The sequence below is a fragment of the Streptomyces sp. CRCS-T-1 genome (assembly GCF_024442335.1).
GTDB lineage: Bacteria > Actinomycetota > Actinomycetes > Streptomycetales > Streptomycetaceae > Streptomyces > Streptomyces koelreuteriae.
Window position 1 is genome coordinate 7,012,119 of record NZ_CP101651.1, and the last position, 20,659, is coordinate 7,032,777.

At 70.6% G+C, this 20,659-nt stretch carries 21 protein-coding genes; 19 read left to right on the plus strand and 2 right to left on the minus strand.

Going from position 1 to position 20,659, the window contains the following annotated elements; genetic code table 11:
- Positions 1 to 19: 19 nt before the first annotated feature.
- On the plus strand, positions 20 to 580 hold the full coding sequence (locus NNW99_RS31820; RefSeq protein ID WP_215122597.1) for an HIT domain-containing protein: 561 nt from the start codon (positions 20 to 22) through the stop codon (positions 578 to 580).
- 142 nt (positions 581 to 722) lie between these two features.
- On the opposite strand, the gene NNW99_RS31825 is transcribed toward NNW99_RS31820, so the two are convergent.
- Positions 723 to 2,390 (minus strand): hypothetical protein, encoded by a 1,668-nt coding sequence (locus tag NNW99_RS31825; protein ID WP_215122598.1) that lies wholly within the window; start codon positions 2,388 to 2,390, stop codon positions 723 to 725.
- A gap of 171 nt (positions 2,391 to 2,561) precedes the next feature.
- Positions 2,562 to 4,760: an elongation factor G-like protein EF-G2 gene (locus tag NNW99_RS31830; RefSeq protein ID WP_215122599.1), complete on the minus strand. Its 2,199-nt coding sequence runs from the start codon at positions 4,758 to 4,760 to the stop codon at positions 2,562 to 2,564.
- Between the two features lie 217 nt (positions 4,761 to 4,977).
- Between NNW99_RS31830 and pgsA the strand changes: the two genes are divergently transcribed.
- The 18 genes from pgsA (at position 4,978) to NNW99_RS31920 (ending at position 20,483) form a co-directional block, all read left to right on the plus strand.
- Entirely contained in the window at positions 4,978 to 5,727 is a 750-nt protein-coding gene (gene pgsA, locus NNW99_RS31835; protein ID WP_215122600.1) for a phosphatidylinositol phosphate synthase, read from the plus strand.
- A complete protein-coding gene (locus tag NNW99_RS31840) occupies positions 5,724 to 6,632 on the plus strand; it encodes a phosphatidylinositol mannoside acyltransferase (RefSeq protein WP_215122601.1) in 909 nt (302 codons plus the stop codon). Before pgsA ends, NNW99_RS31840 begins: the two co-directional genes overlap by 4 nt.
- A complete protein-coding gene (locus NNW99_RS31845; protein ID WP_215122602.1) occupies positions 6,629 to 7,792 on the plus strand; it encodes a glycosyltransferase family 4 protein in 1,164 nt (387 codons plus the stop codon). Before NNW99_RS31840 ends, NNW99_RS31845 begins: the two co-directional genes overlap by 4 nt.
- 230 nt (positions 7,793 to 8,022) lie before the next feature.
- Positions 8,023 to 8,163, plus strand: a complete 141-nt coding sequence (locus NNW99_RS31850; protein WP_215122603.1) for a lasso RiPP family leader peptide-containing protein — start codon at positions 8,023 to 8,025, stop codon at positions 8,161 to 8,163.
- Positions 8,164 to 8,199: 36 nt separating this feature from the next.
- Positions 8,200 to 10,035 carry a lasso peptide isopeptide bond-forming cyclase gene (locus NNW99_RS31855; RefSeq protein ID WP_215122604.1) on the plus strand — a complete coding sequence of 612 codons (1,836 nt, stop codon included), beginning with the start codon at positions 8,200 to 8,202 and terminating at the stop codon, positions 10,033 to 10,035.
- Between the two features lies 1 nt (position 10,036).
- Positions 10,037 to 10,270 (plus strand): lasso peptide biosynthesis PqqD family chaperone, encoded by a 234-nt coding sequence (locus NNW99_RS31860; protein WP_251057987.1) that lies wholly within the window; start codon positions 10,037 to 10,039, stop codon positions 10,268 to 10,270.
- A complete protein-coding gene (locus NNW99_RS31865; protein WP_370869172.1) occupies positions 10,267 to 10,698 on the plus strand; it encodes a lasso peptide biosynthesis B2 protein in 432 nt (143 codons plus the stop codon). Before NNW99_RS31860 ends, NNW99_RS31865 begins: the two co-directional genes overlap by 4 nt.
- A gap of 85 nt (positions 10,699 to 10,783) precedes the next feature.
- A complete protein-coding gene (locus tag NNW99_RS31870; protein ID WP_189726466.1) occupies positions 10,784 to 11,329 on the plus strand; it encodes a hypothetical protein in 546 nt (181 codons plus the stop codon).
- A gap of 130 nt (positions 11,330 to 11,459) precedes the next feature.
- Positions 11,460 to 12,365, plus strand: coding sequence for a pyridoxal 5'-phosphate synthase lyase subunit PdxS (pdxS, locus tag NNW99_RS31875; protein ID WP_215122607.1), 906 nt, complete (start codon positions 11,460 to 11,462; stop codon positions 12,363 to 12,365).
- Positions 12,366 to 12,378: 13 nt separating this feature from the next.
- Complete coding sequence (gene pdxT, locus NNW99_RS31880) at positions 12,379 to 12,987, plus strand: pyridoxal 5'-phosphate synthase glutaminase subunit PdxT (RefSeq protein WP_215122608.1); 609 nt, start codon at positions 12,379 to 12,381, stop codon at positions 12,985 to 12,987.
- 48 nt (positions 12,988 to 13,035) lie between these two features.
- A complete protein-coding gene (locus NNW99_RS31885; protein WP_215122609.1) occupies positions 13,036 to 13,788 on the plus strand; it encodes a YebC/PmpR family DNA-binding transcriptional regulator in 753 nt (250 codons plus the stop codon).
- Between the two features lie 201 nt (positions 13,789 to 13,989).
- A complete protein-coding gene (gene ruvC, locus NNW99_RS31890) occupies positions 13,990 to 14,529 on the plus strand; it encodes a crossover junction endodeoxyribonuclease RuvC (RefSeq protein WP_215122610.1) in 540 nt (179 codons plus the stop codon).
- Entirely contained in the window at positions 14,526 to 15,131 is a 606-nt protein-coding gene (ruvA, locus tag NNW99_RS31895) for a Holliday junction branch migration protein RuvA (protein ID WP_215122611.1), read from the plus strand. Before ruvC ends, ruvA begins: the two co-directional genes overlap by 4 nt.
- 22 nt (positions 15,132 to 15,153) lie before the next feature.
- Complete coding sequence (gene ruvB, locus NNW99_RS31900; protein WP_215122612.1) at positions 15,154 to 16,230, plus strand: Holliday junction branch migration DNA helicase RuvB; 1,077 nt, start codon at positions 15,154 to 15,156, stop codon at positions 16,228 to 16,230.
- Positions 16,231 to 16,415: 185 nt separating this feature from the next.
- Positions 16,416 to 16,934, plus strand: coding sequence for a preprotein translocase subunit YajC (gene yajC / locus NNW99_RS31905; protein WP_215122613.1), 519 nt, complete (start codon positions 16,416 to 16,418; stop codon positions 16,932 to 16,934).
- A gap of 132 nt (positions 16,935 to 17,066) precedes the next feature.
- Positions 17,067 to 18,836, plus strand: a complete 1,770-nt coding sequence (gene secD, locus NNW99_RS31910) for a protein translocase subunit SecD (protein ID WP_215122614.1) — start codon at positions 17,067 to 17,069, stop codon at positions 18,834 to 18,836.
- Position 18,837: 1 nt separating this feature from the next.
- Positions 18,838 to 19,947 (plus strand): protein translocase subunit SecF, encoded by a 1,110-nt coding sequence (gene secF, locus NNW99_RS31915; RefSeq protein WP_215122615.1) that lies wholly within the window; start codon positions 18,838 to 18,840, stop codon positions 19,945 to 19,947.
- Positions 19,944 to 20,483: an adenine phosphoribosyltransferase gene (locus tag NNW99_RS31920; RefSeq protein ID WP_215122616.1), complete on the plus strand. Its 540-nt coding sequence runs from the start codon at positions 19,944 to 19,946 to the stop codon at positions 20,481 to 20,483. Before secF ends, NNW99_RS31920 begins: the two co-directional genes overlap by 4 nt.
- The last annotated feature ends 176 nt before the right edge of the window (positions 20,484 to 20,659 follow it).

Below are 20,659 nucleotides of genomic sequence, written 5' to 3' on the forward strand. Positions count from 1 at the left end.
CACCCCAGCTCGACGCCATATGCTGCACTGCATGACGAGTGAGCCGGAGCAGCAGCTGGGAGTGGGGACGCAGGACGCGTTCCAGCGTCTGTGGACGCCCCATCGGATGGCCTACATCCAGGGCGAGAACAAGCCGACCGGCCCGGGTGCCGGCGACGGCTGCCCCTTCTGCTCGATCCCGGCCAAATCCGACGAGGACGGGCTGGTCGTCCGGCGCGGCGAGCAGGTCTACGCGGTGCTCAACCTCTATCCGTACAACGGCGGCCACCTGATGACCGTGCCCTACCGGCACGTCGCCGACTACACGGACCTCACGGCGGGGGAGACCGCCGAACTCGGCGAGCTGACCAAGCAGGCGATGACCGCCCTGCGCACCGCTTCCGGCGCGCACGGCTTCAACATCGGCATGAACCAGGGCACGGTGGCGGGCGCGGGCATCGCGGCCCACCTCCACCAGCACATCGTGCCCCGCTGGGGCGGGGACACGAACTTCATGCCGGTGGTGGGACATACGCGGGTGCTGCCGCAGCTCTTGGCGGACACCCGGAAGATGCTGGCGGAGGCCTGGCCGTCGGCTTAGCCTGCGGGCAGTCGTGCCTCCCCCAGTGCCTCAAGGGCCTGGGCGGTGCCCCCAGGGCGGCACGGGTGGGCGCAGGCGGCACCCCGCAGCGCCGGGTTGCGCACCCACCCCGCCTCAGCCGCAGCGCAGGGCGACCTAACAACTAGGCATCGTAGACATCCGCCTTCTTCGGCGAAGCCTCCTGCACGGCCCCGCTCAGCGCCGCCGACCTGGACCCGAACTTCTCCACATCCACCCCGTTCTCCCGCAGCACCTTCAGCGCCGCCGCATGCACCGTACGCAGCACAGGCGTAGCCGCACGCAACGCGTCGTCGGCCATGAAGCGGTGCCGCCACGGCTGGTCGGCCCACGAGTGCCGCAGACCGAACGGCTCCGGGAGCGTCAGACTGCCGCCGAGCCAGTTCAGCAGCGGCGGGTACCAGGTCAGCGGGGCGCGCGCGGCCAGCCGTACCACCTCGTCGGCGTCGATCAGGGGGAGCTTCACGGTGCGGGTCTCCCAGAAGCGGAGAGCCTTCTGCACCGCCTTCTCCTTGGCCGCGGGCTTCTCGTTGAACAGGGGGTTGACCGGCCCCAGCGCGTGCCCGGTGACCTCGATGCGCAGGGTGTCGTGCAGCACGGTCACCGTGATCAGCATCGTGATCACCAGATGGCCGTCCCAGAGGGTCCACTGCACACCGAGGTAGTGCCGGTCGCCGCTGCCGAACTGCTGCTTGTTGCAGATGTCCTGTATGGCGTGCGTCCGGACCGTGTACGCGTCGACGTCCGTGCCGCTCGGCCGGGACACATCCGTCGCCTTCTCGCCGATCGGGGTGACGATCCAGTGCGTGATGGACGGCTTGGGGAAGCCGCCGGTGTTGATGGACGTGCGCTCCAGCATGCCCAGGCCGCCCTGGATCGCCACGATGACGTCCCAGCTGCGGAAGGGGTGGAACTCCTTGTCCGGGTCGGCGGAGACCAGCTCCTCGGCCAGCTGCCAGCTGCCCCAGCGCGTGCCCATGCCGAGTATGCCCTTGGGGCCGGCGTAGAAGACCGAGTTGGACCGCTGCTCGGCGCCGAGACGGGCCAGCTCCTTGCGGACCTGCTCGGCCGCGTCGCCCGGGTTGCCCGGAACGGCCTCGGGGATCTTGGCGCCCACGCCGCCGCCCGACAGCAGGCTCGACCAGCGCTCCCGCAGGTCACGGGCGGTCCGCTCGCAGATCTGCTTGGCCCAGAACCAGCCGACGACCGGCATGATGATCGCCGCGCGCGCGTACCAGGCCCAGAATCCCGTGAAGGGCATCTTGATCAGGAACAGCACGGCGAGCGCGCCCACCGCGACCAGCAGGGTCGTGGCGAGGGCACCGGCGCGCTTGTCCTCGCGCTTGGCCATGGTGGTGCGCAGCGTGAACACCAGCAGCCACACGAGGAAGCCCGGCAGGAAGAGCACCCCGCAGATGACCGTGATCGCCGAGAGCCAGTTGTCGCGGTCGCGGCGGATGCGGTGGGCCGCCAGGCAGTGCTCCACGACGACCTGGGGTTCGATGCCGAAGGACTGGATGACGGGGGCGCGCCCGGCGCCCAGCATCCGGTCGATGACGGCGCGGGAGAAGGCCTCGCCGAACCTGGGACGGAAGATCTTCGCCCAGGGACGCGGTGGTTTCACCTTCGACTGGTGCCACTCGTTGTCGGCGTTCAGGATCTTGGTGACCTCGTCGTCCCGGTACGCCGCCGCGGCCAGTGCGTAGGTCGCCGCCGTCTGCCCAGCCGAACCCGCCAGAGGCACCTGGGCCCCCGGGCTGAAGTCGAATCCGTCTGTCACTGCCGCCCCCATCGCTGCCGCATCCGCATCTGCGGCCTTCCCGACTTCCGCGCTCCGCACACCTGTTGATCAGGTCATCAGCGTATCCGCACGCGCCGACATCCGTCGGCGGGCGGCCGTCAAGCCGCCCGCCGGTGCGGAGGGAAGCCCTCACGAGGGCCACTTGGAGGCGCCGGGCGCGAACTACGAGGCCTTGCGCGCCTCTTCACGCACCCGTTCCGCGACCTGTGGAGGCATCGGTTCGTGCCGCGCGTAACGGCGGCTGAACCGCGCCGTCCCGTGCGACAGCGACCGCAGGTCGACCGAGTACCGGCCGATCTCGATCTCGGGCACCTCGGCCCGGATCACCGTGCGCCCGCCGGGCGTCTGCTCGGTGCCGAGCACCCGGCCGCGCCGCCCCGACAGGTCGCTCATCACGGCACCCACGAAGTCGTCGCCGACCAGCACCGACACCTCGGCCACCGGCTCCAGCAGATGGATCCGTGCCTCGGACGCCGCCTCCCGCAGCGCGAGCGCGCCGGCCGTCTGGAACGCCGCGTCGGAGGAGTCCACCGAGTGCGCCTTGCCGTCCAGGAGGGTCACCCGTACGTCGATGAGCGGATGCCCGGCGGCGACTCCCTTGGCGGCCTGGGACCGTACGCCCTTCTCCACCGACGGGATGAACTGCCGCGGCACCGCCCCGCCGACGACCTTGTCGACGAACTCGATGCCGGAGCCGCCCGGCAGCGGTTCGACCTCGATCTCGCAGATGGCGAACTGACCGTGCCCGCCGGACTGCTTGACGTGCCGGCCGCGTCCGCCCGACCTGTCCGCGAAGGTCTCGCGCAGGGACACCTTGTGCGGCACGACGTCGACCTGGACGCCGTAGCGGCTGCGCAGCCGTTCCAGGGCGACGTCGGCGTGCGCCTCGCCCAGGCACCACAGGACCACCTGGTGGGTGTCCTGGTTCTGTTCGAGCCGCATCGTCGGATCCTCGGCCACCAGCCGGGCCAGGCCCTGGGAGAGCTTGTCCTCGTCCGGCTTGCTGTGCGCCTGGATGGCCAGCGGCAGCAGCGGGTCGGGCATCTGCCACGGCTCCATGAGCAGCGGATCGTCCTTGGCGGACAGGGTGTCCCCGGTCTCGGCGCGGCTCAGCTTGGCCACACAGGCCAGGTCGCCCGCGATGACGTGCGACACCGGCCGCTGCTGCTTGCCGAAGGGGGTGGACAGGGCGCCGATCCGCTCGTCGACGTCGTGGTCCTCGTGGCCCCGGTCGGACAGTCCGTGCCCGGAGACGTGGACCGTCTGGTCGGCCCTGAGGGTGCCGGAGAACAGGCGGATCAGCGACAGCCGGCCGACGTAGGGGTCGGAGGAGGTCTTCACGACCTCCGCGACCAGCGGCGCGTCCGGGTCGCAGGGCCTGAGCTCGCGCGGCTTGCCGTCGATCGTGGTCACCCGCACCGTCTCGTGCTCCAGCGGCGTCGGGAAACCCCGCGTGATCAGCTCCAGCACCTCCACCGTGCCGAGCCCCTGCCGGCCGCCGTCGGACGCGGGGGCGGCGGCCAGGACGGGGAAGAAGACCCCGCGCGCGACGGCCCGCTCCAGGTCCTCGATCAGCGTCCCGACGTCGATCTGCTCCCCGCCGAGATAGCGGTCCATGAGGGTCTCGTCCTCGCTCTCCGAGATGATCCCCTCGATCAGCCGGTTGCGGGCCTCCTCGATCAGCGGCAGCTCGTCCTCGCCCGGCTCCGACTCCTTGCGCTCGCCGGTCGAGTAGTCGAACAGCTTCTGCGACAGCAGCCCGATCAGACCGGTCACGGGCGCGTGCCCGTCCGGTGCCTGCGGGCCGTGCAGGGGCAGGTATAGCGGCAGGACAGCGTCGGGGTCGTCCGCGCCGAAGGCCTCGGCGCAGATCCGCGTCATCTCCTCGAAGTCGGCGCGCGCCGCCTCCAGGTGCGTGACGACGATGGCCCGGGGCATGCCCACGGCCGCGCACTCCTCCCAGACCATGCGGGTCGAGCCGTCCACGCCGTCCGAGGCCGAGACGACGAAGAGGGCCGCGTCCGCCGCTCGCAGACCGGCCCTGAGCTCACCGACGAAGTCGGCGTATCCGGGGGTGTCGAGAACATTGACCTTGATGCCGTCCCATTCGACGGGCACCAGGGAGAGCTGTACCGAGCGCTGCTGCCGGTGCTCGATCTCGTCGTAGTCGGAGACGGTGCCGCCGTCCTCCACACGGCCCGCCCGGTTCACCGCCCCCGCTGTGAGCGCGAGGGCTTCCACCAACGTGGTCTTGCCCGATCCGGAGTGGCCGACCAGCACCACATTCCGTACGGACTGAGGGTGGTCGGCCGCTAGCGCCCTGCCGGCGGCCCCAGGGTGTGTCTGTCCTTTGTCGCCCATGATCCTGCCTCCCGTGCACGGTGAGGTCACTGTGGGCGCGGACACGCGGAATCCGCGTGCATGGCGGCTCCGGCGACGCCCGCGGTTATTCGAGCTTTCCACTCCCGTCACGGTGCGTCCATACGAAGGACGCGATCGCGCCGCCCACCAGCGCCGCGCCGGATCCACCGCAGGGGTCCGGGTGCCCGCCCCTCGGCCACGCGCGCGCGTGGCTACGATGGGCCAGCCGGTGGCCAGCAGGGGCCATGCGGCGACACCGACCCTCGGGAAGGCCATGCTGAACAAGTACGCGCGTGCATTCTTCACGCGTGTCCTCACACCGTTCGCCGCGTTTCTCATCCGGCTGGGCGTCAGCCCCGACGCCGTCACGCTCATCGGCACCGCCGGTGTGGTCGCGGGCGCGCTGGTCTTCTACCCCATGGGCGAGTTCTTCTGGGGCACGATCGTGATCACACTCTTCGTGTTCTCCGACCTCGTCGACGGCAACATGGCCCGCCAGCTCGGCCGCTCCAGCCGCTGGGGCGCCTTCCTGGACTCCACGCTCGACCGGGTCGCCGACGGCGCGATCTTCGCCGGCTTCATCCTCTGGTACGCCGGGGGCGGCGACGATCTCGTCCTGTGCGCCGTCTCGATCTTCTGCCTGGCCAGCGGCCAGGTGGTGTCGTACACCAAGGCCCGCGGCGAGTCGATCGGTCTGCCGGTCGCCGTCAACGGGCTCGTCGAGCGGGCCGAGCGGCTGGTGATCTCGCTGGTCGCGGCCGGGCTCGCGGGCCTGCACGGGTTCGGTGTGCCCGGCATCCAGTACCTGCTGCCCGTCGCCCTGTGGATCGTCGCCGTGGGCAGCCTCGTCACGCTGATCCAGCGGGTCGTCACGGTCCGCCGGGAGTCCGCCGAGGCCGAGGCCGCCGCGCAGGACAATGAGGGCAAGCAGCACAACGCCTCTCACGGGAGCGAGGCGGCCACGTGAGCGCACAGGACCGGCTGACGGACACGCTGTACGGCCTCGGCTGGAGCACCGTCAGGAAGCTCCCCGAGCCCGTCGCCGTACGGCTCGGGAACACCATCGCCGATCTCGCCTGGAAGCAGCGCGGCAAGGGCGTGCAACGCCTGGAGAGCAACTACGCGCGCGTGCTGCCCGACGCCGGCCCCGAGCGGCTGGCGGAGCTCTCCCGCGCGGGCATGCGCTCCTACCTGCGCTACTGGATGGAGTCCTTCCGGCTTCCCGCCTGGAGCGAGGAGCGGATCAAGGGCGGTTTCGACGCCAAGGACATCCACTACCTCACCGAGGGCATGGCCGCGGGCAACGGCGTCGTACTCGCCCTGCCGCACCTGGGCAACTGGGACCTCGCCGGTGCCTGGGTCACCACCGAGCTGGGCATACCGTTCACGACGGTGGCCGAGCGCCTGAAGCCGGAGACGCTGTACGACCGGTTCGTCGCCTACCGAGAGAGCCTCGGCATGGAGGTCCTGCCGCACAGCGGCGGCACCGCCTTCGGCACCCTGGCCCGGCGGCTGCGCGACGGCGGCCTGGTCTGTCTGGTCGCCGACCGCGACCTGTCCGCCTCCGGTGTCGAGGTCGACTTCTTCGGCGACACCGCCCGGATGCCGGCCGGACCCGCCCTGCTCGCCCAGCAGACAGGCGCCCTGCTGCTCCCCGTCACCCTCTGGTACGACGACTCGCCCGTCATGCGGGGCCGCCTCCACCCACCGGTGGAGGTGCCCGAGTCAGGCACCCGCGCCGAGAAGACGTCCGTGATGACACAGGCGCTGGCCGACGCCTTCGCCTCGGGGATCGCCGACCATCCGGAGGACTGGCACATGCTGCAGCGCCTGTGGCTCGCGGACCTCGATCCAGCGAAGGGATCCACGTGAGGATCGGCATCGTCTGCCCGTACTCCTGGGACGTACCGGGCGGCGTCCAGTTCCATATCCGCGACCTGGCCGAATACTTCATCCGCCTCGGCCACGAGGTGTCCGTCCTCGCCCCGGCGGACGACGACACCCCGCTGCCGCCGTACGTCGTCTCGGCCGGGCGCGCGGTGCCGGTGCCGTACAACGGCTCGGTGGCCCGGCTGAACTTCGGCTTCCTCTCGGCGGCCCGGGTGCGCCGGTGGCTGCACGACGGCGCGTTCGACGTGATCCACATCCACGAGCCGACCTCGCCCTCGCTGGGCCTGCTGACCTGCTGGGCGGCGCAGGGCCCGATCGTCGCCACGTTCCACACGTCCAACCCACGCTCCCGGGCCATGATCGCCGCCTACTCGATCCTCCAGGCCGCCCTGGAGAAGATCAGCGCCCGGATCGCGGTGAGCGAGTACGCCCGGCGCACGCTGGTGGAGCACCTCGGCGGGGACGCGGTGGTGATCCCGAACGGCGTGGACGTCGACTTCTTCGCCGAGGCCGAGCCCAAGGCCGAGTGGCAGGGCGACACGATCGGCTTCATCGGGCGCATCGACGAGCCCCGCAAGGGACTGCCGGTGCTCATGAAGGCCCTGCCGAAGATCCTCGCCGCCCGTCCGGGGACCCGGCTGCTGGTCGCCGGGCGCGGCGACGAGGAGGAGGCGGTGGCGACCCTCCCGGCCGAGCTGCGCTCCCGCGTCGAGTTCCTCGGCATGGTCAGCGACGAGGACAAGGCCCGCTTCCTGCGCAGCGTCGACCTGTACATCGCGCCCAACACCGGCGGCGAGAGCTTCGGCATCATCCTCGTCGAGGCCATGTCCGCCGGCGCCCCCGTCCTCGCCTCCGACCTGGACGCCTTCGCCCAGGTCCTGGACCGGGGCGAGGCCGGCGAACTCTTCCCGAACGAGGACGCCGACGCCCTCGCCGACGCGGCCGTCCGGCTGCTGGACGACCCGGAGCGGCTCGCGGAGCTGCGCGAGCGGGGCAGCGCCCATGTACGGCGCTTCGACTGGTCCACCGTCGGCGCGGACATCCTCTCCGTCTACGAGACGGTGACGGCGGGCGCGGCGGCGGTGGCCGAGGACGACCGGGTGACGGGGCTGCGGGCCAGGCTGGGGTTCGCCCGGGACTGAGGCCGGGCTGACGGGTTCATTTCAGGCCACGCCGAAGGGCGGCCCAGGCGGGCGTCCTTCGGCGTCGCGCGTGATCGAACACACAGATCACTGGCGATCTTTCCGTCTCGCTCACGTGTGCGAAGTGGCTCCTGTGACTTGAGTGAAAAACGGATGGATCATGGCGGCGACTCGAATATACGGTGCAGTGGGTAGCTGACCTGCTGCCCTTCGTAACGGAGGAGGACGCCATGGACGAGCAGATCGAGCTCTCGACCACCGAGCCTTACGCGCCGCCGATGCTGACCGAGGTCGGGGAGTTCAACGAGGACACCCTGGGCTTCATCGGCTGGGGCAACGACATCTTCGGTCACTACTCCGGCGACTTCTGATCGTCGCCTTCGTAGGTAATCGGGGGACGTGAGCAGATGAGCAGCACCGGGTTCGTGGTCCTGCCGGACACGGCAGCCGCGGCCGATGCGCGCGCGGCCGCCCCGTGGGCGTCGCCCGAGGAGTTCTCACACCACTCGGGGCGCCCATGGCTGGTGGGCCGGTGGTCACCCGGTGAGATCACGGTGGTCACAGCGGGCCCGGTGCGGGTGGCGGCGGTCGGGGTATGCCCGGTCTCCGCCACCCGGCTCTCCTCCCTGGCCGCCCGCATACGGACGGTGTCCGACGCGGACGCGCTGGCGACGAGCCTGCCCGGCTCCTGCCACCTGGTGGTCTCGGCCGGTGGCGAGGTGCGCTTCCAGGGCAGCGCCACCGGACTGCGCCGGGTGTTCCGCACCCGGGTGCACGGGGTCGAGGTGGCAGCGGACCGGGCCGATGTGCTCGCCGCGATGACCGGTGCCGGAATCGACGAACAGGCCTTGGCCCTCCGCGTGGCCACCGGGGGATTCCTGCCACCGCCCCTCGGTGACCGGCCACTGTGGTCCGGGATCTCGCCGCTGGCGCCGGACCACGCTCTGGTGTGGGAGCGCGACCGCGTGCACGAGACACGGTGGTGGCAGCCACCGGCTCCAGAGCTGTCGCTGGCGACGGGTGCCGAAGCCGTCCGAGAGGCCCTGACCTCGGCCCTCCGCGACCGTGGCCCCGACCGAGGCCGGTTGAGCACGGATCTGTCCGGCGGCATGGACTCGACGTCCCTGTGCTTCCTCGCCGCCCGGCACGCGCCCGACCTGGTGACCTTCCGATGGGGTGAGGCCGAGGCGGGCAACGACGACGCCGCCTTCGCCGCCCACGCCATCGCCTCCCTCGACCGGGCCGAGCACCTCGTGGTTCCCCCCGGCGAACTCCCGGCCCTGTTCACCGACGCCGGAGAAGCGGTGGACACCGAGGAGCCCTATCCCTTCGTCCGCACCCTTGCCCGCACCCGCCACACCGCACGGCTCCTGGCCGCGAGCGGATCGCGCAGACACCTCGCCGGACACGGCGGAGACGAACTGTTCACTCCGTTTCCCGGCTACCTTCATGCCCTGCTCCGACGCCGTCCGCTGACCGCCCTGCGGCATGTCCGCGGATACGGTGCGCTGAAACGCTGGCCCGTACTGCCCACCCTGGCCGCGCTGTCCCGCCCCGGTGACGAGGCAGCCTGGTGGCGGACCCAGGCCGACCTGCTCACCGCCCCGCCCCCGCCGAGACGCCGGCCCGCTCTCGGGTGGGGCCTGTGGACGCTGCGCGCACCGACGTGGGCCACCGGCACGGCGACCGACGCGGCCCGGGAGGCCCTGCGCGACACAGCGACCCGCGTACAGCCGCTCTCCGACGACCTGGCCCAGCACCAGTCGCTGCTCGCCATGCGCGCCAGTGCCCCGTGGTACCGGTTGCTGGCCCGCGTGTTCGCCGACGACGGCGTGCAACTCGACTCGCCGTTCTTCGACGACCGTGTGGTGGAAGCGGTCCTGGCGGTCCGGGCGCACGAACACGCCGGCCCCTGGCGGTACAAGCCGCTGCTGGCCGAAGCCATGCGCGGCATCGTGCCGGAAGCCGTGCTGGGCCGTTCCACCAAGGGCGAGTTCAGCGACGAAGCCAACAGCGGGCTGCGCCGCAATCTGCCCGCGATTCTGGACATGTTCGAGGACTCGGCCCTGGCCGCCCACGGACTGATCGACCCCGGCGAACTGCGCACCCGGCTGCTCGCGCCCCAGCCGGACAATTCCGCGAGGATCGCGCTGGAACCCCTGATCGGTTGCGAGACCTGGCTGCGCGCCGCCACCCGCCCCGCCCCTGCCTGGAGGTTCGAAGCCCGTGCGTCTGCATCCTGATGTGAGCACCACCGACACCGACGACGGCACGGTCCTGCTCAACGAACGCACCGGCCGGTACTGGCAGTTGAACAACACGGGTGCCCATGTGCTCCACCGGCTGCTCGACGGGCGCGAACCCGCCGCCATCGCCGCCGACCTCGCGGACCGGTACGGCATCGAACCACAGCAGGCCGAACGCGACGTCACCGCCGTGATCGAGCGACTGCTCGGCTCGAAACTGGTGATCTCTTGAGCATGTCCGTCGCGCTGGCCGGACGACGCCGGCTGCCCCCGCACCGCCGCGTGCTTCCCCTGCTGATCGTGGGCGTGGCCCGTCTGCTGGCCCGGGCCAAACCCTCCCGACTGCGCACCGTTCTGGAATTCGCCCGCCGTGGCGCGGCACCCGCGACGGCCGCCCAGGCCCTGCGGGCGCGCGAAGAGGTCGTGTCGGTCAGCCTGCGCTGTGCCGGGCAGGGATGCCTGCAACGCTCCATCGCCACCGCCCTGCTCTGCCGGGCGCGCGGCGTGTGGCCCACCTGGTGCACCGGAGTCCGCACCCACCCGTTCGCCGCCCATGCCTGGGTCGAGGCCGAGCGGCAACTCATCGGCGAGGGCCATCCCAAGGGCCACTTCAAGACGCTCATGTCCATCCCGCCGGTGTCGACCGACCGGAGTCGCTGACCGCCCTCGAGTTGGGGCGGTGATCAGGGTGCCGGGCAGGGCGGGGTGAACCGGCAGGCCCCTCGGGCCGCTAGCCTTGCCGCCCGTGACCACCACTCTCATCTGGATCGCCGTCGCCCTGGTCGCGATCGGGCTGTACCTGAGCTGGACCGCCGGCCGGCTCGACCGTCTCCACGCCCGGATCGACGCCGCCCGGGCCGCCCTGGACGCGCAGTTGCTGCGCCGCGCCTCGGTGGCGCAGGAACTGGCCACGTCGGGTGTCCTCGATCCGGCCGCCTCGATCGTGCTCTACGAGGCCGCGCACGCCGCCCGCCAGGCGGAGGAGGAACAGCGGGAGGTCGCCGAGAGCGAACTGAGCCAGGCGTTGCGGGCCGTCTTCGCGGAGGCACAGCAACTGGAGGCGGTGCGGGAGGCGCCCGGGGGAGAGGAGGCCGCCACCGAGCTCGTACAGGCGGTACGACGCGTCCCCATGGCCCGGCGCTTCCACAACGACGCCGTACGCGCCGCTCGCGCCCTGCGCCGCCACCGCAAGGTCCGCTGGTTCCGGCTGGCCGGCCACGCGCCGTTCCCGATGGCCTTCGAGATGGACGACGAACCACCGGCCGTGCTGGCGGACCGCTCGGGCTCCTGACAACGGGACATCCCGCCGCCCCGGAGCCAAAACGATCCACCGGCTTCTCATTGGCCCTTGCTGTGGCCTGGTCCCCTCACGTTTCCTCGGTGCTGCACAAAACCCCTCTTTCCCAGCAGCGAGGTCACCCGTGTCCATCTCCGAAAACCAGGCTCCCGAGACCGGCACCGCCCGTGTGAAGCGCGGCATGGCCGAGCAGCTCAAGGGCGGCGTCATCATGGACGTCGTCACGCCGGAGCAGGCGAAGATCGCCGAGGACGCGGGCGCCGTCGCCGTCATGGCCCTGGAGCGGGTCCCGGCCGACATCCGCAAGGACGGCGGTGTGGCCCGCATGTCCGACCCGGACATGATCGAGGGCATCATCGAGGCCGTCTCCATCCCGGTCATGGCCAAGTCCCGCATCGGCCACTTCGTCGAGGCCCAGGTGCTGCAGTCCCTCGGCGTCGACTACATCGACGAGTCCGAGGTCCTCACCCCGGCCGACGAGGTCAACCACAGCGACAAGTTCGCCTTCACCACCCCCTTCGTCTGTGGCGCCACCAACCTGGGCGAGGCCCTGCGCCGCATCGCCGAAGGCGCCGCGATGATCCGCTCCAAGGGCGAGGCCGGCACCGGCAACGTCGTCGAGGCCGTCCGCCACCTGCGCCAGATCAAGAACGAGATCGCCCGCCTGCGCGGCTACGACAACAACGAGCTGTACGCCGCCGCCAAGGACCTGCGCGCCCCGTACGAGCTGGTCAAGGAGGTCTCCGAACTGGGCAAGCTCCCGGTCGTGCTGTTCTCCGCCGGCGGCGTCGCCACCCCGGCCGACGCGGCCCTGATGCGCCAGCTCGGCGCCGAGGGCGTCTTCGTCGGCTCCGGCATCTTCAAGTCCGGCGACCCGGCCAAGCGCGCCGCCGCCATCGTGAAGGCCACCACCTTCTACGACGACCCGAAGATCGTCGCTGACGCCTCCCGCAACCTCGGCGAGGCCATGGTCGGCATCAACTGCGACACCCTCCCCGAGACCGAGCGCTACGCCAACCGCGGCTGGTAAGGCACAGGAACCCATGAGCGACACCCCCGTCATAGGCGTCCTGGCCCTCCAGGGCGACGTACGGGAGCACCTCGTCGCCCTGGCCGCGGCCGATGCCGTGGCCAGGCCGGTGCGGCGCCCCGAAGAGCTCGCCGAGGTGGACGGCCTCGTCATCCCCGGCGGCGAGTCCACCACCATCTCCAAGCTGGCCGTCCTGTTCGGCCTGATGGAACCGCTCCGCGCGCGCGTGCGGGACGGTCTGCCCGTCTACGGCACCTGCGCCGGCATGATCATGCTCGCCGACAAGATCCTCGACCCGCGTTCGGGCCAGGAGACCATCGGCGGCATCGACATGATCGTCCGCCGCAACGCCTTCGGCCGGCAGAACGAGTCCTTCGAGGCGTCCGTCGACGTCCAGGGCGTCGAGGGTGCGCCCGTGGAGGGCGTCTTCATCCGCGCCCCGTGGGTCGAGTCCGTCGGTGCCGAGGCCGAGGTGCTCGCCGAGCACGACGGCCATATCGTCGCGGTGCGTCAGGGCACCGCTCTGGCCACGTCGTTCCACCCGGAACTGACCGGCGACCACCGTGTGCACGGCCTGTTCGTGGACATGGTGCGCGCGAACCGTACAGCCGAGTCCTTGTAGGATTCCTGCGTTCGTTGCTGAGATGGGTTACGCGAAGGAGACAGGCAGATGTCCGGCCACTCTAAATGGGCCACGACTAAGCACAAGAAGGCCGTGATCGACGCCAAGCGCGGCAAGCTCTTCGCGAAGCTGATCAAGAACATCGAGGTCGCGGCGCGCATGGGCGGCGTCGACCTCGAAGGAAACCCGACGCTCTACGACGCCGTCCAGAAGGCCAAGAAGCAGTCGGTTCCGAACAAGAACATCGACTCCGCGATCAAGCGCGGTGGCGGTCTCGAGGCGGGTGGCGCCGACTACGAGACGATCATGTACGAGGGCTACGGACCGAACGGCGTCGCGGTGCTCATCGAGTGCCTCACCGACAACCGCAACCGCGCGGCCTCCGACGTCCGCGTCGCCATGACCCGCAACGGCGGCTCCATGGCGGACCCGGGATCGGTGTCGTACATGTTCAGCCGCAAGGGCGTCGTCATCGTCCCCAAGGGCGAGCTGGGCGAGGACGACGTCCTCGGCGCCGTCCTGGACGCGGGCGCCGAAGAGGTCAACGACCTCGGCGAGTCCTTCGAGGTCATCAGCGAGGCCACCGACCTGGTCGCGGTCCGCACCGCCCTCCAGGAAGCCGGCATCGACTACGACTCCGCCGACTCCAGCTTCGTGCCGTCCGTCCAGGTCGAGCTGGACGAGGAAGGCGCCAAGAAGATCTTCAAGCTGATCGACGCGCTCGAGGACAGCGACGACGTGCAGAACGTCTTCGCCAACTTCGACGTCAGCGACGAGATCATGGAGAAGGTCGACGCGTAACGCTGCCGCGGGCCGCGAGTCTCGGCGGGCCGGTGGGACACGTCCCACCGGCCCGCCGCTGTTGTCAGTGCCAGCGGATAGCCTGGCGGCAGTCAAAGATCACCGTCCACGGACCGTAACCATCAATTGAGGAACCCCGACGGTGCTCAGCCAGGTCCGCGAGAGCGGCGGCGGTTCAGCCGCAAAGAGGGGAGGGCGCGCGTGCGCGTGCTGGGGGTGGACCCGGGACTGACCCGGTGCGGTGTCGGCGTCGTCGAGGGCGTCGCCGGACGGCCGCTCACGATGATCGGCGTCGGCGTCGTCCGGACACCGGCGGACGCCGACCTCGGCCACCGCCTCGTCGCCGTCGAACAGGGCATCGAACAGTGGCTGGACGAACACCGGCCGGAATTCGTCGCCGTGGAGCGTGTCTTCAGCCAGCACAACGTCAGTACGGTGATGGGCACCGCCCAGGCCAGCGCCGTCGCCATCCTGTGCGCCTCGCGACGCGGGATCCCCGTGGCGCTGCACACCCCGAGCGAGGTCAAGGCCGCCGTCACCGGCAGCGGCCGCGCCGACAAGGCCCAGGTGGGCGCCATGGTGACCCGCCTGCTCCGGCTCAGCGCGCCGCCCAAACCGGCCGACGCGGCCGACGCCCTCGCCCTCGCCATCTGCCACATCTGGCGCGCCCCCGCGCAGAACCGACTCCAGCAGGCCGTCGCCCTGCACACAGCCAAAGCATCGAAAGGCCGTACGACATGATCGCCTTCGTCAGTGGCACGGTCGCCGCGCTCGCCCCCGACGCCGCGGTCGTCGAGGTCGGCGGCGTCGGCATGGCCGTGCAGTGCACGCCGAACACGCTGTCCACGCTCCGCATCGGCCAGGCGGCCAAACTGCACACCTCCCTCGTCGTACGGGAGGACTCCCTCACCCTCTACGGCTTCGCGGACGACGACGAACGGCAGACCTTCGAGCTCCTGCAGACGGCGAGCGGCGTGGGACCGAGACTCGCCCAGGCGATGCTGGCCGTGCACACCCCGGACGCCCTGCGCCGGGCGGTCGCCACCGCCGACGAGAAGACGCTCACCGCCGTCCCCGGCATCGGCAAGAAGGGCGCCCAGAAGCTGCTCCTTGAGCTGAAGGACCGGCTAGGCGAGCCGCTCGGCGCCCCGGCCGTGGGCATGCCCGTCAGCACCGGCTGGCGTGACCAGCTGCACGCGGCCCTGATCGGCCTCGGCTACGCGACCCGGGAGGCCGACGAGGCCGTGACCGCCGTCGCTCCGCAGGCCGAGGCCGCCGAGGGCGCTCCGCAGGTCGGCCAGCTGCTGAAGGCCGCCCTCCAGACCCTGAACCGCGCCCGCTGAACCCCACACACCGAGGCACACCATGAACTGGGACGACACGACCGACACGACCGGCACCGCCGCCGACCGGCTCGTCGGCGCGTCCGCCGACCGTGAGGACCAGGCCGTCGAGGCCGCGCTGCGCCCGAAGGACCTGGGCGAGTTCATCGGCCAGGAGAAGGTCCGAGAACAGCTCGACCTCGTCCTGCGCGCCGCCCGCGCGCGTGGCGCCACCGCCGACCATGTGCTGCTCTCCGGCGCCCCCGGCCTCGGCAAGACCACCCTGTCGATGATCATCGCGGCCGAGATGGAAGCCCCCATCCGCATCACCTCGGGCCCCGCCATCCAGCACGCCGGCGACCTCGCGGCGATCCTCTCCTCCCTCCAGGAGGGCGAGGTCCTCTTCCTCGACGAGATCCACCGCATGTCCCGCCCCGCCGAGGAGATGCTGTACATGGCGATGGAGGACTTCCGAGTCGACGTCATCGTCGGCAAGGGCCCGGGAGCCACCGCCATCCCCCTGGAGCTGCCCCCCTTCACCCTGGTCGGCGCCACCACCCGCGCGGGCCTGCTGCCACCCCCGCTGCGCGACCGCTTCGGCTTCACCGCCCACATGGAGTTCTACGAACCGGCCGAACTGGAGCGGGTCATCCACCGCTCGGCGAGCCTCCTGGACGTCGAGGTCGAGCCGGAGGGCGCCGCCGAGATCGCCGGCCGCTCCCGCGGCACCCCCCGCATCGCCAACCGCCTGCTGCGCCGCGTCCGGGACTACGCCCAGGTCAAGGCCGACGGACTGATCACCAAGGACATCGCGGCAGCCGCCCTCGCCGTCTACGAGGTGGACGAGCGCGGCCTCGACCGCCTCGACCGCGGAGTCCTGGAAGCCCTGCTCAAGCTGTTCGGCGGCGGCCCCGTCGGACTGTCCACGCTCGCTGTCGCGGTGGGGGAGGAGCGTGAGACGGTGGAAGAGGTCGCCGAGCCCTTCCTGGTAAGGGAGGGCCTGCTGGCCCGCACCCCGCGCGGCAGGGTCGCCACCCCCGCCGCCTGGGCGCATCTCGGCCTCACCCCGCCCCGCTCCCAAACCGGCGGAAGCGGACAACAGGACCTGTTCGGGGCGTGACGGAGCCGTCACCGTTCCGGGACGGCGAGGCCAGTGGCCGCGGCAGGAACCCCGGTGCCATGCTGAGCGTTGTTCCATGCGCGCGGACTCGCTTAGACTCCGCCGATGCCGCCTTTGTCGGCGGCGTACATACCCCCAACCATCTGGCCGCTCACAGCGCGGTCGTGTGAAGGAAGTACCGACCCGTGAGTCTCCTGACCCTCCTCCCGTTCATTGTGCTCATCGGGGCCATGTTCCTCATGACCCGGTCGGCCAAGAAGAAGCAGCAGCAGGCCGTGGACATGCGGAACCAAATGCAGCCCGGCAGCGGTGTCCGCACCATCGGGGGCGTGTACGCCACGGTCAAGGAGGTGCACGAGGACACCGTCCTCGTCGACGCCGGTCCGGGTGTCGAGCTCCTGTTCGCCAAGAACGCCATCGGTGCCGTCCTCACCGACGACGAGTACAACCGCATCGTCCACGGCGTCGAGCACGACCTGAAGTCCGACGCCGACATCGTCCCGGACGACGCCTCCTCCCTCACCGAGACCGACGACTCCGCCGCCGACACCGGCGCTGACGACAAGGCCGTCGACCTCGGCAAGAAGGACACGGCCGACGAGCCGGCCGGCGACGACGCCCCGGCCTCCGAGGCGAAGACGGACGCGGAGGCCAAGACGGACGCAGAGCCGAAGAAGACCGACGGCGGCTCCGAGGCGAAGTAGTCGTTTCCCGGGGTGCGCGGGCCCTGCCCGCGCTCCCCGGGACACGCCCAGCTCGCACGGAGTCCCGACACCATGTCATGGCCGCCCGTCCGCCGATCCGGAGCGAGGTGGCCCGAGAGGGAGTACGAGAAGGTGGCCACACCTAAAAAGGGCCGGAGCGCGAGCGCCCATGGCAAGCCGGGGCGCTCGCTGGTCCTGATCCTGATCGCCCTCGTGGCGCTCACCGGTGGGATGTTCGCCTCGGGGCACACGAAACCGCGTCTCGGCATCGACCTGGCCGGCGGTACGAGCATCACGCTCCAGGCGGTTCCAGAGGCCGGCAACGAGGCGGCGATCAACAAGACCAACATGGACACCGCCGTCTCCATCATGGAGCGCCGGGTCAATGGTCTGGGTGTCTCCGAGGCCGAGGTGCAGACCCAGGGCAACAAGAACATCATCGTCAACATCCCCAAGGGCACGAACTCCGAGCAGGCCCGCAAGCAGGTCGGCACCACCGCCAAGCTCTACTTCCGCCCGGTCCTCACGACCGAGGTCTCCGGCGGCGGCAAGACGGCCAGCCCTTCGCCCAGCGGCACCGGAAGCCCCACGGACAAGCCGTCCGGCAAGGCCAGCGACAAGCCCGAGGCCACCGACAAGAACTCCGCCTCCCCGTCGGCCACGCCCACCACGCAGGGCCGCGCGGTCACCGACGCGCTGAAGGCCGACGCCACACCGTCGGCGAGCGCCTCGGACGACAAGGCCAAGGCCAGCCCCTCCCCGTCGGCGAGCGGTGGCGCCGGTGAGGCCGACGCCGCAGCACTGCAGGCGAAGTACGCCAAGCTCGACTGCACCGACAGGAAGACCCGCTCCACCGTGGGCGACGGTGTCAAGGCCTCCGAGATGACGCTGGCCTGCGGCCAGAACGCGCAGGGCCAGTGGCAGAAGTACATCCTCGGCCCCGCCGCGGTCGACGGCACCGACGTCGACAAGGCCCAGGCCGTCCTGAACACCCAGACCGGTGCCGGCTGGACGGTCACGATGGACTTCACGGACGCGGGTGCCAAGAAGTTCGCCGACATCACCGGCAAGCTGGCGCAGAACCAGTCCCCGCAGAACCAGTTCGCGATCGTCCTGGACGGCGACGTCGTCTCCGACCCGTACGTCCGCCAGGCCCTGACCGGCGGCAACGCGGAGATCTCCGGCAACTTCAACCAGCAGTCCGCCGAGGACCTCTCCAACATGCTGAGCTACGGCGCGCTGCCGCTGACCTTCAAGGAGGACAGCGTCTCGACCGTCACCGCCGCGCTCGGCGGTGACCAGCTGAAGGCCGGACTCATCGCCGGTGCGATCGGCCTGGCGCTGGTCGTCATCTACCTGCTGGCCTACTACCGCGGCCTGTCGTTCATCGCGATCCTCTCGCTGCTGGTCTCGGCCGCCCTGACCTACACGATCATGGCCCTGCTCGGCCCGGCCATCGGCTTCGCGCTGAACCTGCCGGCCGTGTGCGGTGCCATCGTCGCCATCGGCATCACAGCGGACTCGTTCATCGTGTACTTCGAACGCGTCCGCGATGAGATCCGGGAGGGCCGCTCCCTGCGCCCCGCCGTCGAGCGGGCCTGGCCGCGCGCCCGGCGCACCATCCTGGTCTCCGACTTCGTGTCGTTCCTCGCCGCCGCCGTGCTCTTCATCGTCACCGTCGGCAAGGTCCGGGGCTTCGCGTTCACGCTCGGTTTGACCACCCTGCTCGATGTGGTCGTCGTGTTCCTCTTCACCAAGCCGCTGCTGACGCTGATGGCCCGGCGCCCGTTCTTCGCGAACGGCCACAAGTGGTCCGGCCTCGACCCGAAGAGCCTGGGCGCCCAGCCGCCGCTGCGCCGTACCCGGCGTCCCGCCGCCCCTGCCGACCCGAAGGAGGCCTGAGATGTCGAAACTCGGCAACCTCGGCGCCCGACTCCACCGCGGCGAGGTCGGCTACGACTTCGTCAAGAACCGCAAGATCTGGTACGGCGTCTCGATCCTCATCACCATCCTGGCCATCGTGGGCCTGGCGGTGCGCGGCCTGAACATGGGCATCGAGTTCCAGGGCGGCGCCGTCTTCACCACCCCGAAGAACACCAGCGCCTCGGTGTCCCAGGCCGAGGAGTACGCGGAGCAGGGCTCCGGCCACGACGCCATCGTCCAGGAGCTCGGCGACGGCAGCCTGCGCATCCAGGTTTCCGGAATCGACACCGGCGAAGCCGACAAGATCAAGAACAGTCTCGCCGAGGACCTCAAGGTCGACGGCGAGCAGATCAACGCCGAACTGGTCGGCCCCAGCTGGGGTGAGCAGATCGCGAACAAGGCCTGGCAGGGCCTCGGCATCTTCCTGATCCTCGTCGTGATCTATCTGGCGATCGCCTTCGAGTGGCGCATGGCCATCGCCGCCTTCGTCGCCCTGATCCACGACATCACCATCACCGTCGGCATCTACGCCCTCGTCGGCTTCGAGGTCACGCCCGGCACGGTGATCGGTCTGCTCACGATCCTCGGTTATTCGCTGTACGACACGGTCGTGGTCTTCGACAGCCTCAAGGAACAGACCAAGGACATCACCAAACAGACCCGCTGGACCTACAGCGACGTCGCCAACCGCTCGATCAACAGCACCCTGGTCCGCTCGATCAACACCACGGTGGTCGCGCTGCTGCCGGTCGCGGGCCTGCTGTTCATCGGTGGCGGTGTCCTCGGCGCCGGCATGCTCAACGACATCTCGCTGTCGCTGTTCGTCGGCCTCGCCGCCGGTGCGTACTCCTCGATCTTCATCGCCACGCCGCTCGTCGCCGACCTCAAGGAGCGCGAGCCGCAGATGAAGGCCCTGAAGAAGCGCGTCCTGGCCAAGCGTGCCGCCAAGGGCGAGACGCCTGAGACGGAGACCGACGAGGAGGTCTACGCCGACGAGCCCGAGGACGTCGCTCCGGCCGTCGTGGGCCCGCGCAACCAGCCGGCGTCCCGCAACCGCGGCCGGGGCCGCCCCTCGGGGAAGCGCCGATGACCGACATCAAGGAACTGCTGCTCAGCCGTATCAGGGACGTGGCCGACTACCCGGAGCCGGGCGTGATGTTCAAGGACATCACCCCGCTCCTGGCGGACCCGGCGGCGTTCACCGCGCTCACCGACGCGCTCGCCGAGATCGCCGAGAATGCCGGCGCCACCAAGATCGTCGGTCTCGAGGCCCGTGGCTTCATCCTCGGCGCCCCGGTCGCCGTCCGCGCCGGCCTCGGCTTCATCCCCGTACGCAAGGCGGGCAAGCTCCCCGGAGCCACCCTCGGCCAGGCCTACGACCTGGAGTACGGATCGGCCGAGATCGAGGTGCACGCCGAGGACCTGGTCACCGGCGACCGCGTCCTGATCGTCGACGACGTCCTGGCCACCGGCGGCACCGCCGAGGCCTCGGTCCAGCTCATCCGCCGGGCCGGAGCGGAGGTCGCCGGTCTCGCCGTCCTCATGGAGCTCGGCTTCCTCGGCGGCCGGACCCGTCTGGAGCCGGCGCTGAGCGGGGCCCCGCTGGAGGCGCTGCTCACGGTCTGAGCAGCCCACCGCTGCCCGGTGGACACCGGCACGACACCGCGGAGGCGGGCCCGGAGGAATCCGGTGCCCGCCTTCGGCGTTCCCGGGGTAGACGGTCCTCACATTGGCCTGAAGGCGATCCTGGGGCACAGGATGGCTACCATGGGGTCTCCGGAGCCTGACCGGGGGACCCGGAA

What these genes read in the sequence shown, in the direction of transcription:
- NNW99_RS31820 (WP_215122597.1), top strand. Translation starts at nt 20, where the DNA reads ATGCTGCACTGCATGACGAGTGAGCCGGAGCAGCAGCTGGGAGTGGGG.
- NNW99_RS31825 (WP_215122598.1), bottom strand. Translation starts at nt 2,390, where the DNA reads ATGGGGGCGGCAGTGACAGACGGATTCGACTTCAGCCCGGGGGCCCAG.
- NNW99_RS31850 (WP_215122603.1), top strand. Translation starts at nt 8,023, where the DNA reads ATGGACGAGCAGATCGAGCTCTCGACCACCGAGCCTTACGCGCCGCCG.
- pgsA (WP_215122600.1), top strand. Translation starts at nt 4,978, where the DNA reads ATGGGCCAGCCGGTGGCCAGCAGGGGCCATGCGGCGACACCGACCCTC.
- NNW99_RS31885 (WP_215122609.1), top strand. Translation starts at nt 13,036, where the DNA reads ATGTCCGGCCACTCTAAATGGGCCACGACTAAGCACAAGAAGGCCGTG.
- ruvB (WP_215122612.1), top strand. Translation starts at nt 15,154, where the DNA reads ATGAACTGGGACGACACGACCGACACGACCGGCACCGCCGCCGACCGG.
- NNW99_RS31920 (WP_215122616.1), top strand. Translation starts at nt 19,944, where the DNA reads ATGACCGACATCAAGGAACTGCTGCTCAGCCGTATCAGGGACGTGGCC.
- secF (WP_215122615.1), top strand. Translation starts at nt 18,838, where the DNA reads ATGTCGAAACTCGGCAACCTCGGCGCCCGACTCCACCGCGGCGAGGTC.
- NNW99_RS31830 (WP_215122599.1), bottom strand. Translation starts at nt 4,760, where the DNA reads ATGGGCGACAAAGGACAGACACACCCTGGGGCCGCCGGCAGGGCGCTA.
- pdxT (WP_215122608.1), top strand. Translation starts at nt 12,379, where the DNA reads ATGAGCGACACCCCCGTCATAGGCGTCCTGGCCCTCCAGGGCGACGTA.
- ruvA (WP_215122611.1), top strand. Translation starts at nt 14,526, where the DNA reads ATGATCGCCTTCGTCAGTGGCACGGTCGCCGCGCTCGCCCCCGACGCC.
- NNW99_RS31855 (WP_215122604.1), top strand. Translation starts at nt 8,200, where the DNA reads ATGAGCAGCACCGGGTTCGTGGTCCTGCCGGACACGGCAGCCGCGGCC.